Genomic DNA, 18,016 nt, shown 5'->3' with positions numbered 1-18,016 from the left:
TGCGGGACAGGGGATTTAAATTATTGCAATTTCCTTATTTCAAATATTTGAGACGTCTTGCCTTGGTCTTGCCATCCGTTTTTCCATACCACCACAGGCCTTCCAAGGCAAGACGCTAGCTCTTGCGACGGAAAGAACACGCCGTCTTTCTGGTCTAGCCAGTAGTATGTCGCGGAATGATAATACAGCGAGAGCGACCGAGCGATGTTGGCGCTATTCTGTACCGACATTATGTATTTATTATCTGCAAATTGTGCAACCGTCTCGTTCGTAGAACCGATTCCAAGGACAACAAGAGTGGCGTTCGGCTTGATGCCCTCAACCTTTGAATAGCGGAAGTTGCTAGACCAGTCAACGCTTGGGCATTTGGGACTGGCGTTTTTGTAAACGTATCCGTCTAGTATGCCATGCAGAGATTCCTCGTTATATTTTTTTGTTACGGGATCAAATGAGCTTATATTACCGCCATTCTTTTTTAACCGCACCTCATACTTCTCTCCTGGCTGTACCATTGCCGCTTGAAGGCCCTGTTCTTCAGTGCCATTGAGGTAGACTGTAGTAATATCTCCGTCATTCTCAACACCAGAAAATCCGGGCTGATATTTTGATAACGATGCGTTCGGCGCAGTTGCCGGAGGGCTGTACGCAGGACGGACAGGTGGCGAAGCAGTAGCTACTGTAACGCGCGGTTGTTCCTTGCCTAGCTGGCTTACCCAGCTTGATACCGATTCGGGAATCAGCGGAGGCGCTTTTTCGGGCGTTGGTATGAATTGCCATAGCACCGAGACGAGCGCGACTGCGATGACTGCAAATAGCCAGCCCCTTGCGTGCATTTTCCACACTGGCGAAAATGCGCTAGCGATCCAATGCGCGGAGATCATCAGTCCTGCAGAAATCAGAGCGATTACCGCCAGCCGCAGGAGCGGAGTATTGCTAAGCGAGGGCACCCATTCCCAAAAGAACGGCACTGCCGCTGTCCATACAATCAGAGCAAGCATAGCCCTGACAGATATTTTTTCAAATGTCGGAGATACTTCCGTGCCGCGCAAAAAAATTCCCAGAATAATTAGTGAAACAATAGCGGCTATAATTATGCCGCCGATATTCCACCAAGAGTTGAGAATGCGCCACGCAGCATCGTTGGAGGTTGGGTTGCCTCCAATTATATGAACGAAGGCATAGATTAGCATCGGCCATACTAGAAATACTGCCGCATATTCGGCGCTTTTAAAAAATTTATTATCTAGTAAATTCGTGATTCGACTTTTGACATTCGCACGATAGGAATCGCGCGAATGTCCGCTATCACGCTCTTCGTGGAAATAATTCATGGGATACCTCCTTGCATTAGATAGTTGTCGCGCAAATTTTAAAGCTGTGCCGAACGCTGCTAGAATAGCAGCGTATACCAGTACCACCACTCGCTTCACAGAATTTCCCCCCTTGCTATTTAGTTGGCAATGTGCGTTAGTAAATAATACATTGATTTACGGTATTGTCAATGGCGACGTGATATGTCATATTGTATAGAATGTATCTATGCCGAGGTGGTGAAATTGGCAGACACGCTAGCTTTAGGAGCTAGTGCTCGCAAGGGCTTGGGGGTTCAACTCCCCCCCTCGGCACATATACAATTTGGATAATTTATTAGTGTGCCGAGGGAGCACGCAAACTGCTTTGCGTGCGTCGGGAGTTGAAGGCCGCAGCGATGCGCTAGTTTCCGCTTAGAGCGGAAGGCTAGCGCCGCGAGGAGCGGCCCGCGAAAAATTTCCGTTAGGAAATTTATTTGTGGGCAACTCCCCCCCTCGGCACAAATATTGAAAACCCCGCCAATTGGCGGGGTTTTCAAGTTTAGAGCGCATAAAATTTAAACTTCAAACTAACTATTCGTATGGATTTCTATTTACGGGGTACAGTTCCGGTGATTTGTAGTTTGAGTAGAATTTTTTAGTGAACATTATTTTTCCATCTTTATCGACGACAGTTTGTGTTAACAATGTTTTCATAGAATCATCTTCTTCGTTTTTCGACAGAATAACGGGACCGTCTACCTTTGTTTTTCGGCCATCATCCATGCCATATATATCAAAAGTTATTTTTGTCTTTTCAATGTTTTGCTGTATAAGAACATATCCCGGCGTATTATTTTTGAAGCGCAAATCTGGGTGTGGCGGATAAATGGTGGCGTCAAATCCAGGGGTGCCGTAATATTTTACTGGGTAAGCGTGGCTGTATCGTTCGGTTATTTCAAATCCGGCGTATACGGCCGCGCGAAAAAGGGTGGTGGATATTTGGCATATTCCACCGCCGTATTCAGGAACGGTTTTATCCTTTTTAATAACAAGTTCTGGTAAATAGCTGGTATCAGCATCGACTTCGCCAAGTATGGTATTAAAAGAGAATTCCTCTCCGGGAGCGACTAGCGTTCCTTGGAATCTAGCGGCGCCGGTTTGAATATTATGAACGCGATTTTTGGGAGAGCCGGCAAAATCAGTGGTGCCAGAGGAAATTAACGATGTAATGCGCAAGTCATTTATCTTTTCGCTCGTAATATTGGCATCTTTAGAATCAACAACAAGAGTGACCGGTAATGTAGAATTATGAATAATTTCTTCCGCAATCTTTTGCGCGCTTTTTTCAACATTTAGTTCGCGCCCTTGCGTGGAAAGCTTAAATTCTTTAACGCGGTCATTTTCTTCGGTGAAAACGGCGTCAACTGGCGTAATGTTAATTCCAGGCGCAAGCTGAATGAGATATTCGCTGACTTTCTGCTGGTCTACTGTTATCTCAAGAGTTTTGGGGTCTATGGGGTTTGGCATGAAAGCGAGCCATGAAGCGAGGTCATCTGCTTGTACGTTCCATTCCCCGTCTTCATAGGATAGGCGGAGGGGATTGCGTGAAATGATATTGATTGCTTGTTCTTTGGCGTTTTGCGCCGAAGGTTGTAATATCATCGGCTTATCCACGCGCATAAAAGTAGCAATTGGTGAAGCAGAAAGCGTCGCCATGCGACGGGAAAGGTCGGTCATTAACATAGTGGTATTTATTACATTTCCAGCTGCTTCGCCTTGAACGACAAATGAATGCGAGAGATCGTCATAGTAAATTGTGGCATCCCGCGCCGGTTTGTAGAATTGCGAGACATGATTGTATAAATAATTTTTCATTACCGCTTCATCAATAGTTCCTTGATATTTAACATCAGTTCCGATTATAAACAAACGAAATTGTTGCGAGATATCACCAAGAAAAGACGTAGTGCGTCCGGCGGAAAAAACCGCGGCTTGTGTTGCGTCCGCGTCTATTCTCACACCCAGCAGCAAGGGAGTCGCGTCTTTGTAGTGCGTACCGTCAGGAAGAATAAGCACGACAGGCGTGTTTTCAAAAGTATATACATTGGCACGAATTTTTTGCGATAAAGCCGTGTATGAAAGATTACCGACCGACTCGCTCGCTAGGCGCACGCCTCGTACAACCACATTAGAATTCATTGCAACTAAGCCAACCGAAAACACTGCCCCAATTAGGAGCAGTGTTGGAGTAAAAATTTTTACGTGATGGAAATTAATTTTTTTTGGCGCGCTCATATTCGGAGATTTTATTTTTGTCATCGCGAGACTCGTAGTAGCGGGGCATAGCAATCTCGTATGTAGTATATAGAGTAGACGGGATTGCTTTGCTGCTACTTGCAATGACGAAAAAAAGGAAGGTTTATGATTTTCTATCTCTTCGTCACGCGGATTTTTTTTAATTTATTCTTTGCAACTTTTGGTAAGCGAATGGTGAGAATACCATTTTGAAATCCTGCCTCTGCTTTGTCCCCATCTACTTCAACCGGCAATACTATAGAACGAGAGAAGCTACCCCAGTAGCATTCTTGGTAGTAATAGCTCTCATTGGAAATCTCATGATCTTTTTTTCTTTCGCCGTGAATGGTTACAGTGTCACCCGCGATGTTTATATCCAAATCTTCCGGATCAACGCCTGCGATTGTGGACTTGATGATAATATCATCTTCTGTGTGGTACACATCAATTGCAAGTTGTCCTTCCATATCTTCATCCATCATATCCTCTGTTTCTTGTACGCGGGGCAATGTGATATGTTTGTGCGCAACGCGACGATGGCGTGTTGTAGTTTTTGATCGTGCGGCCGCAAGTTGTGTTTCGTATTTCTTTGGTTCTTGCGTAACGGCGGTATACGAACCCTCCAGGTCGTTCTCTTCCTCGTCCTCTCCTCCTTCGTTTTCTTCGTCGTCCGTCATCTCTTCCTTGGCCCTATCATCCTCTTCTTCGCCGGGATAAGGCACAGTTTCCGGTTCTGTACCCGTTTCTTCAGACCCGGGATTTGTTTCCGAATCGGTCATTTCTTCCATAGGTATTTCCGCATTTTCTTCCGCTGCGGTAACCTGTTCTTCGTCGTATTGCGCCGTTTCTTCTTTAGCTTCTTCCATCCTGAGGGAGCTCGCAAGTTTTTCAAAAAAAGATTTAGTCATATTTATATTCACCAAGCGGTGAAAAAAAATTATTGATAAGAAAATGTACGTAAATGCCAATAAAGAAATAGGAGAAATACGCTACTTGTAAGAAGGAGAGCCACGGGCATAACAGGAATAACAGATAATATCATATATCCTCCTGTCTGAATTATAAAATAGTTGTACAAACCATGCAACACTGTGGAAAACATTAGACCTGTTAGCAATATCGCAAGAGAATTTTTTTCTTGTTCAAGAAAATATATTCGCGCAAGAAAGTAGCCAAGGATTCCGGAGCTGACAACATGAAGCAGTGTTGATGTGATAAATCTTCCCGCAAGTGAAGCCATAGATGCGGAAAAACCGAGATTGTACGCGCTGAACGCGTAAAAGAAATTTTCAATTGCCGCAAAGCCTAGCGCGACAGTAATCATATAAATTATGGCATCTTGCGGCTCGTCAAAAACGCGCAGTGGCACGGCCTTATAGCGCACGGTGAGATATTTTGCCGTTTCTTCAATTAATGCAATTCCTAGAAAACCGTATAGCCACGCGGTACCAGTTGCCGTAAATAGGGGGTATGCATAATATTGCAGCATATTTTCAATGACAATAACTGGAATTGCAATAAGGAAACCCCATAAAAAAACGCGCAGAATAATACGTTTCGGCTCCGGGTTTTTATCTTGTACCCAAAAAAAAGCTAGCCAAATTAGGCTTGGTATAAACGATAGAGCGAAAATTCCCAAACATCCGGGAGAGCAGGCGAAAATTTGAATGTCTGCGAGCATGACGTAAATTGAATAATGAATCACGAATCATGAATAGTGGATTGCAGTAGTGAATCAATCATAGTATTCATGATTCATTATTCACAATTCATGATTCAAAGTTACTCCGGCCATTTTTCCACCATTAGCAATCCGTGTTTTTTAAGCGGCAGGGAACCGTAGAGTTCTTCGGTGATAAATGGCATGAACGGGTGCAAGAGTTTTAATGTGTCAGCTAGGGTCGTGATCAAAACATGCTGGCGCGCTGCGCGTTTTTTTGCGTCAGCACTTTCCTGTAGTAATGGCTTTGATGCTTCTATGATTTTATCAGCAAACGCGTGCCATGAATAATGGTACAGCATTTCCGCTGCATGCGAAAACTTCAGCGCGTCCATATTCTTGGTTACTTTAACGCGCACGCGGTCAAACTCTTTTATGATTTTTTTGTCAGCTGGAGTGAGTGTAATTTTTTTAGCAGGCGAATAATCTTGGCAGTTCATTAAAATAAATCGCGTGATATTCCACAGTTTTGTAGAGAAATTGCGGTAGCCGCGGATTTTGTCTTCAGAAATTATTGGATCACGTCCGGGCAGATTGCCTACTATTAGTGCCATACGTAGCGCATCGGCGCCATAGATTTCTACAATTCCAAGCGGGTCAATAACATTGCCTTTGGACTTAGACATTTTTTGGCGATCTTTATCGCGTACAAGGCCGTGCAAATATACAGTCTTAAACGGAACTTTGCCAGTGCGATATATGCCAAGCATTATCATGCGCGCCACCCAGAAAAACAAAATATCATAGCCCGTCTCCATTATAGATGTTGGATAGAATGTTTTGAAATCCTTGCCATTCGGATAACCCAAAGTGGCATACGGCCATTGGCCGGAAGAAAACCATGTATCAAACACATCAGGATCGCGCGCAAGATCGGTTAATTTTTTACACTGCAGGCATGCTTTTGGCTCTTTGCCGTTAGTAACAGTCCAAACTTCCTTTTCTGGCGTTGAACAAGCGGTGCACTTCCATGCGGGTATTGCAATGCCCCACCAATTTTGGCGAGAGATGTTCCAGTCTTTTATATTGCGCAGCCAATGCAGGTAAATTTTTCCTTGATTAGCCGGCACAAAAACCACTTCTTTTTTTTGCGCGGCTTTTATGGCTGGTTGCGCTAGTGTTTGCATGCGCACAAACCATTGCTTCATTAGCATTGGCTCAAGCACGGTATTGCATTTGTAGCACAAGCTCACGGTATGCTCGTATGTATCGTCAATTTTTTCTAGCAGTCCCGCTTGTTGCATATCTTCTACAACTTTTTGGCGCGCTTCCTCAACTTTCATTCCGGCGTATGGGCCCGCAACTTCAGTTAGCTTGCCGTCTTGTCCTATAACTTTAATAGGGCCGGGGATTTCGTCTTTGTGCCTCTGCCAAATTTCAAAGTCGGTTTGGTCGTGCGCCGGCGTTACTTTTACAGCACCCGTTCCAAATTCCGAGTCAACTACTTCGTCGGCAATAATCTTAATCATTTTTTTGCCGAGCAATGTCTCAATTTCAATCTTCTTTCCTATATATTGTTGGTAGCGTTTGTCTTTTGGATGCACAGCAATAGCAGTGTCGCCGAATTTTGTTTCAGGGCGTACGGTGGCAAGGGTGATCGGACCGTATTTAATATAGTAGAGAGGGTCTTTGCGCTCCTCGTGCACAATTTCAAGTTCGGAAAAAGCCGTGCGGTGTTTGGTGCAATAGTTCACCAATCTTTCTGCGCGATAAATTAAACCCTCATCAGTCATTTTTTTAAAGGTATCGTATACTGTTTGTATTACATTTTTATCTAGCGTAAATGTTTCGCGAGACCAATCGCAAGAGGCGCCAAGTTTTTTTATCTGTCCGCGGATAGTTTCGCTATTTTTTTGTGTGTAATCCCAAACTTCTTGGTAAAATTGTTCGCGCGTCATATCAAAGCGCGAGCGGCCAAGCTTTGCAAGTTTCTTTTCATAAACAACCTGCGTTTCAAATCCCGCGTGATCCATGCCTGGCAGCCACAAAGTTTTTTTGCCCTGCATGCGGTTGTAGCGAATCATAATATCCTGTGTAGTCATACCCATAGCATGTCCAATGTGTAGAGGGTCGTTGGCATTCGTCGGCGGCATGATGATAGAAAATGTTTCATTTTTTCCGTATTTTTTTGAGGGACTTGCCCCGCGAAGCCGAGTGTAGCGAGGCGAAGTGGGGTCAAAAAAGCCGCTCTTTTCCCAAAGAGCATAGATTTTCGGCTCACTTATTAGATGTTCATAACTTTTAGGTAATTCTTTTTTGGTTTTCATAATGTCTGTATTATGGCAGAGAAAAAAGAATCGGTGAAGCTTGACCCCGTTAGAGATTTATGGCTAAAACAATCTAAAATATTGAATATAGTTGATTTTTATTCTCATCAATCAACCCAGTGCTACATTTATCTCTAACGGGGTGTTGACAGAATGTTTCTGTTATGGAAATCTAGGGAAAGAGGAAAGTTTTTTAACAAGGAAAGGAGCGTTAAGATGGATAAGTTGAATAAGCTTCGCGCGCTTTGGGTCGTTGCTATGTTAGTAGCTCTGGGTACGGCGATGTGGATGAATAGTATCTCGGTGCAAGAAAGTTGGTTCTGGTGGACCGTAGTATGGACCGTCAGAGTATTCTTCTGTTTGCCTTTATTCGTTGGATCTTCAGTGCAACTTGCCAATACGTTTTTTGCAAGAGACGACAATTTATGGACAACTGGATTATACCGATACATGAATGTTCTTCTGGGATATTCTTACGGAGGCTATAGGGAAGACCATAGAAAGATTTCTATCTGCCCGGCGACATGGAAGGTGGGATTTGTAGCGACATTGTGGATTTTTATGTTTCTGATTTGGGGCTCTCTAGTTTATGTCGCTGTTATTTTCTTCATCGACCCTACGCTCTGGGGTAATATTTTTGAGAATGATAACAGCGGCAATGTCACGCTCGCAATAATGTGGTTGGTTATACTGGCAATATTACAGTCTTACATTATCGGAAATGCTCGTGAAATTATGCCGCGATTTGCGAAAGCCGTATTGTTTTTACACCTTGCTACCTGGGCAATCTTTGCGATTATTGTATTGGTGCTCGAGCCGATTCGCCTTGTAGGTATCTGGCAGTATTTTGATTTTATCGGAGGAGCCATTTTGGTAGGCGCTGCTATCGCGGCAGCTGTCGCGACTTTAATAGGTTGCACTTGGCTAGCATTCAAAGCGCCATCCTTTGTTATAGAGCACACGCCCCTCAGCGCGCTAAAGGATGGCGTGAATAATCCATTTTGCCCGACGATTGAGGAAGATACGGGAAGCAAAAAGACTAGTAGATAATAAGTATCATGTATTTAGACCTGTCATCCCGACAGGTCTTTTAATTATCCGTAATTAGCCGAGCCGGCTCGGCTTCAATAGGGCGGACGTCAAAATCTTTTTGCGCAAGGCCTGCCTTCGCATAAAGCTTCTGCGTGGCGAGGCGAATGTATGCCGCAGCGCCGATCATTGCGCCGTTGTCGGTGCATAGATTAGTATTTGGTATTTTATATATCGTATTCGGGAGATTTTGTTCTATTGCTTGGCGTAGTTTATTTCTGAGTTCTTGATTCGCGGCAACGCCTCCGGCTAGCATAATTGTTTTTGCGTTATATTCTTTGGCGGCGCTGATAGTTTTCTTTACAAGCACGTCAACGATAGCTTGCTGGAAGGATGCCGCGATATCCTGTTTTATTTCTGGTGTAATTTTTTCAATTTTTTTCAAAGTGTAAAGCACAGCAGTTTTAAGTCCGGAAAAACTAAAGAGGTAATTTTTCATGCTAAGCATCGGGCGGGGAAATGGAAATGCTTTAGGATTTCCATTTTTTGCGAGCTTGCTGATTTCCGGTCCGCCAGGATAGGAAAGCTCCAGCATGCGCGCGACTTTATCAAAAGCTTCACCAGCGGCATCATCAACAGTTTCGCCGAGCAATTCAAACTGAGCCCAGTCGCGCGCGAGCACTAGTTGAGTGTGTCCACCGGAAACAGTTAAACAAAGAATAGGGAAGGAGGTTTTGGAAATTGGAAATTGGAAATTGGAAATTCCGCTAATTTCATTTATGAAATTAGCGGAGAGATGTCCCTCCATGTGGTCAATTCCAAGAAGCGGCTTATGCCAAAGCAGCGCAAGCGCTTTTGCAAAATTTATGCCCGTCCAAAGTGCTGGCGACAATCCCGGACCCTTTGTTACGGCAATATAGTCAATTTGTGGTATGGGCTCGCTGACAATGGTAGATAAAAATTTTTTTGCCAGTTCTGGTTCCCGAGCGAGAATTGCTTCCGCGGCCCGTACATTTCTAATTTTGAATTGTAGTTTTGCATTTTGCGTTTTGATTTTTGAATTTAGCAATTTAGCTTCCCGTAATGCTTTGTGCAATGCGGGAATTAAATTGCGCTGGTGTTCGCGCGCGGCAAGATGCGGCACGACCCCGCCGTACTTTTTGTGAATTGCAATTTGGGAAGCAATAACATCCGCGAGGACTTTAATAACGGGCTTGGTTCTACCCGAGCCCTGAACGACGGCTATTCCAGTTTCATCGCAGGATGTTTCTATGGCCAGAATAATTTTCATAATGTAGTCGGCAGCATTATACCGCAAAGCTTGTCATTTTTCAATTTTTTTGGCATGATAGTTAGTGTCTGCGCAATTTAGGTCGCAGAGATTTTATAATAAATGATACTCACTCAACGCTAAGGTACCGTCAAATGCCTTGTACTACTCGCCATAGGCTCGGACAAAAAACTGTTGGCATTTGACTACCCCGCCTGCTTTTTGCAGGCCCAAAAAAGCTGTGAGCCCTCGCTTTTTTGGCCCTATCGTCTAGTGGTTAGGACGTCAGGTTTTCATCCTGGCAACAGGAGTTCGATTCTCCTTAGGGCTACTTTGTTTCGTAAGTTAAGCGGTTCTTTACTAATAATAAGCATATAGATTAGGGAGGCAAGAACCATGAAGTGCGAGGATGCAAGATCTTTAGTCAAGAAAATACATACATTCGAGAAAAAGAGCGTAGATTCTATTAATCAAAACGACAGGCAAAATGCTACTGATCATATCAAATCGTGCGAAGAATGTTGGCAATGGTTTTATATAGATATGTGTTTTGCGGCATCGCAACGCCTAGACGATGAAGATATCGAAGAAGCTTTTCAGGATTACGTTGTGAAAACTCACATGAAGGTTCACGAAGAGTTGGGGGATAACGATTATTGCAGAATCATTGCATGCTAAATTTTCTCTACGCAAAAAATCAATCGAAAGAATGAGCGTATGAAAAAATAAGCCCTCGTCCCGAACCGTATCCTTCAAAGTAGACACTGAAAGTGTCCACTTTGGGGTCAGTTCAGGGCGGGGGCTTTTACATTATTTATCAGTAGTTATTTTTCTGGCAGTTTTCTTTTTCTTTTTCTTTGCTTCAGAGCGTTGTTCGCGGCGTTTTGCCTTAGAGATTTCGGCCCTGACGCGCTGGTCAACCTCCGCCATAGAAAGGCCCGTTATGAATTCCATTGCCTCGCGCCACGTTGAGTAAGAATAGACGTTGAAAGCGCCTTTTTCACACGCCAGAACGACATCTTTACGGACCATTAGATCTCTTACATTATGTTCGGGAATGAGAACGGTTTGGCCGGCTAGCGCGCCTAACGCGACGCAGGTGTCAAAAAAACCTTCAATTTTTTGGTTGACTACGCCAATTGCTTGGGTTTCGCTTAACTGGTTTGCGGAGCCCGTAATTGCAACGTCTTGCCGCAGCGGGATATTGCCAATGGCGGAAAGAGCAGTGCAAATTAAAATGGTAGACGCGCTGTCGCCGTCAATTTCGTCATAGGTTTGTTCAAATGATATTGTGATATCAAAAAGAATTTCACTGCTAGCGCCGTAATAGTTTTTAATGATGCTTGTGATAATACCGCCCGATTTCTTAAACACCTTACCCGTCTGGCCAGCATCAGCGTCTAAAATTGAGATTGCGAATGCTTCGCTGGGGTGGCGCAGAGCAGTGATTGTTACTGGCAAACCAAATTCTTCGCCAGCTTCTTCAAATACCGCCAGAGCATTTCCTCTGCCTATTTCATTGCCCTTCACGCGAATAATAATTTGGCCTTGAACAATATTTTCAAGTCCACGATCTTGAATAAGAGATACTCGTTCGCGCTGAATGGAAATCGCGCGTTCCACATGGCTCGCAGTTACTTCTCGCGCGTTGGTATCTTGAGCCACAGTACTAGCTTCAATAACAAGCGCCTTAACAGGGCTCATGTTTAAAAAAAGTTTTTCTTTATCTTCCGCAAGGCGTGATCCGTATTCAATAATCCTTGCAATAGCACTCGGCGTAAACGCGAGAAGCCCTTCCGATTGCTGGCAACATGTAACAAATTGCGCGTATTTATATTCATTCATCTTTGTTCTCGGAGCGGTCGAAGAAAACCAAGCAGATATACAAAATAGAGAATGCACATCAGACGGAAATATATGAAGCAATAGTTCGTATATCGCGGGGCTTATCAGTAGGACAACTTTTCCTTCAAAGGGAATTGGCTGAGGGCGAAGCTTGTGCGGAAGAGGAATACCATCTTCATCCGCCAGTTCTTTGAGCTCAATCATGCGCGTTTTTAGCGTATGGCGCAGAGCATCCCACATTTGCTGTCCGTTTTGGCTTGTGAAAAATTGGTTGCCGTCAATAAACAGCACGCCGCCGTTTGCTACGGCAATCGCTCCGGCAGAAAGCTTGGAGTGGTCAGTGTAATACGTGCCAAGGCGGCTATCACGGTCAAGTTCGCCGAATATATCGGCGTAAGTCATGTGCGACGCTTCGACAATAAGTGGCATTTTGCTGTCCGGATTGTTCTCGACGTAAACGTTTACGTAAAATGCAATTTTCGCTTCATCTTCCTCATCATCACCCTCTTCTTTGCCATCATGCTCGTGATCGCCTTGATCGTTTGCAGACGCCTGTCCGCTAAAGAAAGGCAGTTTACTAAGAGCAAATTGCCCGAGTTTTTCTATAAACATCGTGGCTTGCGGATACGAAACGATTAGAGGATCAACGCATTTGTTGATTGTGTTTACGGCAATAATTTTTGTCATTTCCGCAGCGTCATTTTTCAGAGCAAGAGAAATCTCTTGCGCCTCTTTGGCTGCCCGGAAAATAGATGATTGCCATTTTGCGCGCGCGCCGCGGCGTTTTTGAAGTTCTTCATCGCTAATGCTATTAGTGACATCATTTATCCAAAGTTCCGCCGGCATCAGCTGCATTTCATCAGAATTTTTGCGCCTTGCAAAATTAAACAGATGAAGGCCGTCGCCAACGTCATGCATAATAAGGCGATCGCCGTCCATTTCTCTATTGAGAATTGCCCAAATTTTTTGAACGCGCGCTTCTGCATCCTCCGCCATTAGCTGCAGTTGCATGTGATAGTCGCCAGCCGCCAGGGCTTCCTGAATTTTGATCTGCAATGTTTCGTAAAGTTTCAAAATATCAGCACGGAATTGCTGGCCTGTACCGGCGCGAAAGGTGAGCAATGTTGGCGCTAGAGGATCGTCAAAATTGTGCACGTAACAATAATCTTTTTGCGATATTGTGACGGAATAATCGTTGATTATTTGCGCAATTACCTCTTTGATTACCGACTGTAGCCCTATGCCCGGATCTATGGCAATGATGTTATAGCCGTTGGCGGGTTGAGTTAGCCCATCAATTAAAGCTCGATACGCTTTTTCTTGACCGATAAATCCTATCAGCGGGTCAGACGTATATTTTTTGTTTGCAAATTTTTTAGGATTACATTTGGCGATTAGGTCATCGGCTGAAAGTTTCTTTAGCGTCATATCACGCCCCCTTTCCAAAATGAATTGTTAAAGAGCCTGTATCATTCCATGATGCTTATCAGCCATCAATACTGACTTTATATATCGTAGGGAGTGTGATGTCCACACTATTTAGTAGAATGAAAAGGGGCTCTTCTTACGAAGAGCCCTTAGATATTCTATTGTTCTGTTTTTTCATCCTTAGCAGTAGTGCCCGCTTTCTCTTTCTGTTCTTTGGCGCGGGCGATTGCTTGCTCAATCGCGTCGTTGCTCATCTTATCGACTTCTTCCATCGAGATGCCACTGGCAAACTCCATCACCTGTTCCGGAGTGCTGTAGGCCATCACGTGGAATTTACCCAGCGCGCATGCCTCAACTACATCATGACGAAGAGCTAGGTTCCGAACATTGTGTTCTGGAATTAGCACCACCTGGCCATTTAGTCCTCTGCTTGAGCAGACATCGAAGAATCCTTCAATTTTTTCATTGACACCACCAATGGGCTGTACTTGGCCGTGTTGGCCCAGAGAGCCGGTGATGGCAATATCCTGTCGTAGGGGAATGTTGCCGATAGCGGAAACCGCAACCAGCCACTCGATAACCGAAGCGCTGTCGCCATCAATACCGCCATAGTTCTGCTCAAATGAGATACTTACGGCGATAGGAAAGTTTCGATACTCTCCGTAGCGGGCCTTAAGCAGGGTTTCGATTGTGCCGGCAGCCTTTTCGAAAGATTTGCCCGTAGCTTTTGCTTGGCTATCTAGGAACAGCACACTAAAGCCGGAACCATAGAATTTACGTGATGTTACGGTCATAGGCAATCCAAACTGATCATTAATGGTGTTGAACACAGCAAGGCCATTGCCTCGTCCAACTTCTTTGCCTTCGGTGTGAATGATTATCATATCTCGCTCGATAAGCTGAAACATCTTATTTCGTACAAGTGATGTCCTTTTACGCTTTCTCTGAGCGCCTTGCTGGACATGCTCCCTGGTAACAATGCTTGCCTTGGCATCAAGTGCCACGCGATTTGCTTCAAGACAGATTGCTTTCACTTCGCGCATATCAAGCGCAAGATCTTCCTTATCGCCAGACATTCGCGAGCTGTACTGGACAATTTGCGCTATGGCCGTTGCGTCAAACGGCAACAGCCCCGCGGCTTTCTGGCAGTCATCGATAAACGCCTTGTACTTCATTTCATTATCGTCTGTTCGAGGCGCTGTGTCAGATAGTTCTGCCTGCACACGGAAGCAGTCATCTAATTGATCGGCCACATTTTTTACGAGCACATCGTAGTATATGCGGCGATCAACAAGAAAGACAACTTTTATTTGTAGCGGGATTAGCTGTGGGCGGAAGTTAGTGCTGCTGGATATTCCCAGCAGTTCATTGGCGCCAGCCGTATCATCTTCAGGTTCAATTGTTTTATTATGCAGCGTTTTAATTAACCACCGCCACAGCACAGCGCCCCTTGAGCTTTTAAGCAGCGCATCATCTATAATGAGTACGCAGCCATTTGCTCGCGCCACATCGCCGGCAGTCATTTTAGTATGGTCCATGTGAGGCATGCCATTCGGCATACGTCCTGTGTTGAATGTGCCAATAAATTTTGCCGGGGTAAAATCGCTTGGCTTAATTATAGGCGTCTGCGTTTGCGCAGGATCATTTTCCACATAGACATTTACGACGAAAGGAATCGGAATCACTTGGCTAGAAGAATCTTCCTCCCCATCATCTTTTCCCTGGCTCATAAACTCATTGATATGAGCAAAAATATATCGTCGCAATGCTGTAAGATATTCCCTTGCTTCCGGATAATTTTCGCGCAGCGATCGCAAGGACGATGATTCTGTCGAGTTTTCCGCTATATTGTTAATCAGTTGTTTGTGATGGCGATCAATCTTTTTTCTCGTCTGTTGTTTTAGAGAAGAAATTAGACGTGACAATTCCTGAAATCGCGCACCCCAAAGAGTGGCCGTTTGGTGGCGCCAAGAGCGTTGGTCGTCACTAAGATTTCTATTCCACACCCAATCAAGCAGTTTGACGCGAACAAACTGTGGTCTCCCATCTTGAGTCATAACAGGCTCAAAGGTTTCCGGATTTATTGCAGGTTCAATGCCTACTAGCTCAATTATTCCATGACCATCTTGAGGATTGGTGCGTTGATATACTGTCAGTCCGGATTGTTCGGCTATCATACTGAACGCTGCTATTCGATTAGTGATTTGCCCCTCGCATTCGTCTTGTATCGCCTGCGTGCTTTGAATTGTGACAAAGCTAGACATAACTTCGGGGATTTGCCGCGAAAGCATTTGGAATAATCCCAATACGTCTCTGTGGAAGGTCTTGCCTCGCCCCGCGGGCAGTATGACTAGAGATGGGCGCTCCGGAGTTGCAAAATTGTGCACGTAGCAATAATCATGCAGTTCATAAGGCAAGGAGTGGGTGTTCAAAATTTCTCGCACAACTTCGCGCAACACCGAACGCCGACTTCCGCTGTTGGGATTAATAACCATGATATTGTAGCCATCCGTAAGCTCTGTGAGTCCGAACTCTAACGACGCACATGCGTTTTCTTGACCAATGAATCCGACAGGAGGACCTTTGGCGCTAGAGTTATCTGCAAATTTTGCAGGATCGCATCGGCCGTAAAGTTCCTCTGGAGCTAGAATCCTAGGTCCACTACGTAGACGCACTACATTTTCCTCCTTGCTATTGTGTTGGATGTCTGTTGTTAAGAAACGTAACTTTTGCAGTTATATAACGCCTTGATTTATTTGTCTAGATACATGTGCATGCCTTACGCGTAAGCTTGAAAAAATATATAGCCATTGCATAATTATCGTTTCTATCTATAATGTAGCCAGTCACGTACTTTTACAACTTGTGCTTTAGTGCGCTTGTAGCAAGAAATGCTAAGGCATGATTTGTGGAAAAGATGGGAGGATAAATGGGCGCCATTATTCAGTCGCTTAAAAAGCTTATTGATGAAGACCGCAAGGAGCGTGCGGCGGCAAAGTCGAGATGGGAGGATTGGAGGGGGTCAATATTAGGGTTTCTTGAGCTTGGCAGTAGCGAGCCATGGGTATTTGATAATGCGGCTCAAAGGATTTTTAGACGTGTGTGCGTTAATCCCCCGGGATTGCCCGAGGGCGTGCCAGCGCTTACTATCGTAAGTCACGAAACAAATCCGCGGCGCGCGCGAGCGCTCGGTCTTTCTAAAGAAGGACCGCTTTCCCAGTTGATTATTCCTACGTATTTGGCGCAATCTTTTTTCGATTTTGAGGAAGTGCTCAACGAATTTTATCTTTTTTTGAGTAACGCGGCGCAGGGTGGTATTACCTCCAGAAATATATTCTTTTTGAAGGGCGGAGTCGGGGTTGGCAAGTCGCGTTTTGTAGAAGCTGTTCAGCAGCTTATTGTTGATGACGCGATGTTTGTCATTCAATGGCCCGATAGTGAGCAGTGCCCCGTTAATCATTCCCCGCTCTGGGCAATTCCGCTTCATCTCCGCGGGAAAATTTCGCGCGAGATTGGTCACGCCATTCATCCTACAAAAGACGTATGCCCAGTGTGTAGCGAACATTTGTCGGGGCTTGGGAATAAATGGGAAGATACTCCGATTGTAACAAAAAGAATTTCCGCGCGGCGCGGTCAAGGACTTGTAAAGATTCCGCCATTTGACCCCAATACAATGGGTATCGAAATTCTTATTGGCAGTGAGAAAATTCGTTTAATGAGTCAATATGACGCAGGTTCAGCCAGGCTTATGAATTTTAGTGGCGCATTTAATAGAGGAACCGGCGGAGTCATTGAGTGGATTGAGATGTTTAAGGCTCCTCAAGAAGCTCTCCATCTTATGCTTATTGCCACGGAAGACGATCGGTACCCCTCCCCGGGATATCGTACCACTATGTCTTCAGATTTTGTAATTATCGCACACTCCAATTTGTCTGAGTTTGAAAGGCAAAGCCGCAATCCTGATCAGGAAGCGCTTTTCGATAGAATGGTTGTTCAGCCCGTGCGTTACGCAATGGCTGTCAGTGAAGATAGAAAAATTCACGATAAAATTTTACGCCAGCGTTCTGTTCGCGCGCATCGTGCTCCAGAAACAGAAGACTTCTTAGCATCAGTTGCGGTATACTCGCGCATTGAAGAAGAAGTAAAATCTGACAAAACTGTGCCAATGAAGCCTGATGAAGTATTCGCGCTGTTAAAACTTCTTGATGGTGATGGGGGAGAGGGTTCTGAAGAACGTGTTGCGGAGCGCAGGGCAAATCACCCCGACGAAGGGTTCCAAGGTTTTTCCACGCGATTCTTGCAGAGGGCGCTGGAGTCGTCATTCAGCCGCGTAGAAATGCCGGGTGTTCTGAGCGGCGAGGAGCAACAGGCAACTTGTGTTACACTTGATGACGCGCGCGCATCACTGACAAAGTCATTGACCAATCGACTTGTGCGCACAAAGGGCGACGAGCGTGTATGGCTTACTCGTATGCGCGATGCTGTTAATGGGTTTCTCGCGGTTGAATTTGAAAGGCGCGCGCGAGAATCTTTTATTAACCATCTAACAGAAACAGGCTTTATTCCTGAAATTTTTAAGGAAGTAAATCGTATGCGAAGCGCGCAAGACATAGCAGTTGAATTGCGTGAAGAGTTGGATAGACTCCCTCGCGTCAACGGAAATAACAGAACTAATATGAGCAGGGTGCTCGAGATCATGTCCTGGTTTTTTTCAAGTTCTTTAATTTCGCGCGAGCAGAAAAATACTTTGCGGGCACGAAAAGGATTAACAAAATATTGCCCGGTATGTTTTGCATGGAATCTTAAGAAGGCCTGCGAGCCGTTAGCATAAACTAAAATAAAAGGGTGCTCGGAGCACCCTTTTTTACTC

At 44.8% G+C, this 18,016-nt stretch carries 11 protein-coding genes and 2 tRNA genes; 5 read left to right on the top strand and 8 right to left on the bottom strand.

The features are described 5' to 3' along the window. Positions 1-20: 20 nt before the first annotated feature. A complete protein-coding gene (locus HYV65_00555) occupies positions 21-1,331 on the bottom strand; it encodes a hypothetical protein (protein ID MBI2462723.1) in 1,311 nt (436 codons plus the stop codon). Between the two features lie 210 nt (positions 1,332-1,541). Between HYV65_00555 and HYV65_00550 the strand changes: the two genes are divergently transcribed. Beyond that, positions 1,542-1,625 (top strand) — tRNA-Leu (locus HYV65_00550). A gap of 258 nt (positions 1,626-1,883) precedes the next feature. On the opposite strand, the gene HYV65_00545 is transcribed toward HYV65_00550, so the two are convergent. From HYV65_00545 to HYV65_00530, 4 genes are all read right to left on the bottom strand, one after another. Then, a complete protein-coding gene (locus HYV65_00545; GenBank protein MBI2462722.1) occupies positions 1,884-3,587 on the bottom strand; it encodes a VanW family protein in 1,704 nt (567 codons plus the stop codon). Between the two features lie 134 nt (positions 3,588-3,721). Next, entirely contained in the window at positions 3,722-4,495 is a 774-nt protein-coding gene (locus tag HYV65_00540) for an Hsp20/alpha crystallin family protein (protein MBI2462721.1), read from the bottom strand. Positions 4,496-4,524: 29 nt separating this feature from the next. Then, a complete protein-coding gene (locus HYV65_00535) occupies positions 4,525-5,268 on the bottom strand; it encodes a PrsW family intramembrane metalloprotease (protein ID MBI2462720.1) in 744 nt (247 codons plus the stop codon). Between the two features lie 101 nt (positions 5,269-5,369). Then, positions 5,370-7,574 (bottom strand): valine--tRNA ligase, encoded by a 2,205-nt coding sequence (locus HYV65_00530; protein MBI2462719.1) that lies wholly within the window; start codon positions 7,572-7,574, stop codon positions 5,370-5,372. A 216-nt stretch (positions 7,575-7,790) separates the two neighbouring features. Here HYV65_00530 and HYV65_00525 point away from each other — a divergent pair, with 216 nt between their 5' ends. Next, positions 7,791-8,624 (top strand): hypothetical protein, encoded by an 834-nt coding sequence (locus tag HYV65_00525; protein MBI2462718.1) that lies wholly within the window; start codon positions 7,791-7,793, stop codon positions 8,622-8,624. Between the two features lie 40 nt (positions 8,625-8,664). Here the strand turns inward: HYV65_00525 and tsaD are convergent, their stop codons facing one another. Beyond that, on the bottom strand, positions 8,665-9,894 hold the full coding sequence (tsaD, locus tag HYV65_00520; protein MBI2462717.1) for a tRNA (adenosine(37)-N6)-threonylcarbamoyltransferase complex transferase subunit TsaD: 1,230 nt from the start codon (positions 9,892-9,894) through the stop codon (positions 8,665-8,667). Between the two features lie 238 nt (positions 9,895-10,132). Here tsaD and HYV65_00515 point away from each other — a divergent pair. Together HYV65_00515 and HYV65_00510 are read left to right on the top strand one after the other, a co-directional pair. Continuing rightward, positions 10,133-10,204 (top strand) — tRNA-Glu (locus HYV65_00515). Positions 10,205-10,269: 65 nt separating this feature from the next. Beyond that, positions 10,270-10,551, top strand: a complete 282-nt coding sequence (locus HYV65_00510; GenBank protein ID MBI2462716.1) for a hypothetical protein — start codon at positions 10,270-10,272, stop codon at positions 10,549-10,551. A gap of 132 nt (positions 10,552-10,683) precedes the next feature. Here HYV65_00510 and HYV65_00505 read toward each other — a convergent pair whose 3' ends face one another. Together HYV65_00505 and HYV65_00500 are read right to left on the bottom strand one after the other, a co-directional pair. Beyond that, positions 10,684-13,146: an AAA family ATPase gene (locus tag HYV65_00505; GenBank protein ID MBI2462715.1), complete on the bottom strand. Its 2,463-nt coding sequence runs from the start codon at positions 13,144-13,146 to the stop codon at positions 10,684-10,686. Between the two features lie 158 nt (positions 13,147-13,304). Beyond that, the gene (locus HYV65_00500; GenBank protein MBI2462714.1) at positions 13,305-15,821 is read right to left on the bottom strand and encodes an AAA family ATPase; all 2,517 of its coding nucleotides are present in this window, start codon (positions 15,819-15,821) and stop codon (positions 13,305-13,307) included. Positions 15,822-16,075: 254 nt separating this feature from the next. On the opposite strand from HYV65_00500, the gene HYV65_00495 reads away from it, so the two are divergent. Beyond that, on the top strand, positions 16,076-17,977 hold the full coding sequence (locus HYV65_00495) for a hypothetical protein (GenBank protein ID MBI2462713.1): 1,902 nt from the start codon (positions 16,076-16,078) through the stop codon (positions 17,975-17,977). The last annotated feature ends 39 nt before the right edge of the window (positions 17,978-18,016 follow it).

The organism is Candidatus Spechtbacteria bacterium, assembly GCA_016188605.1.
Taxonomy (GTDB): domain Bacteria; phylum Patescibacteriota; class Minisyncoccia; order Spechtbacterales; family JACPHP01; genus JACPHP01.
The sequence above is the reverse complement of the archived record's forward strand: the minus strand, read 5'-3'. Positions and strand labels throughout refer to the sequence as shown.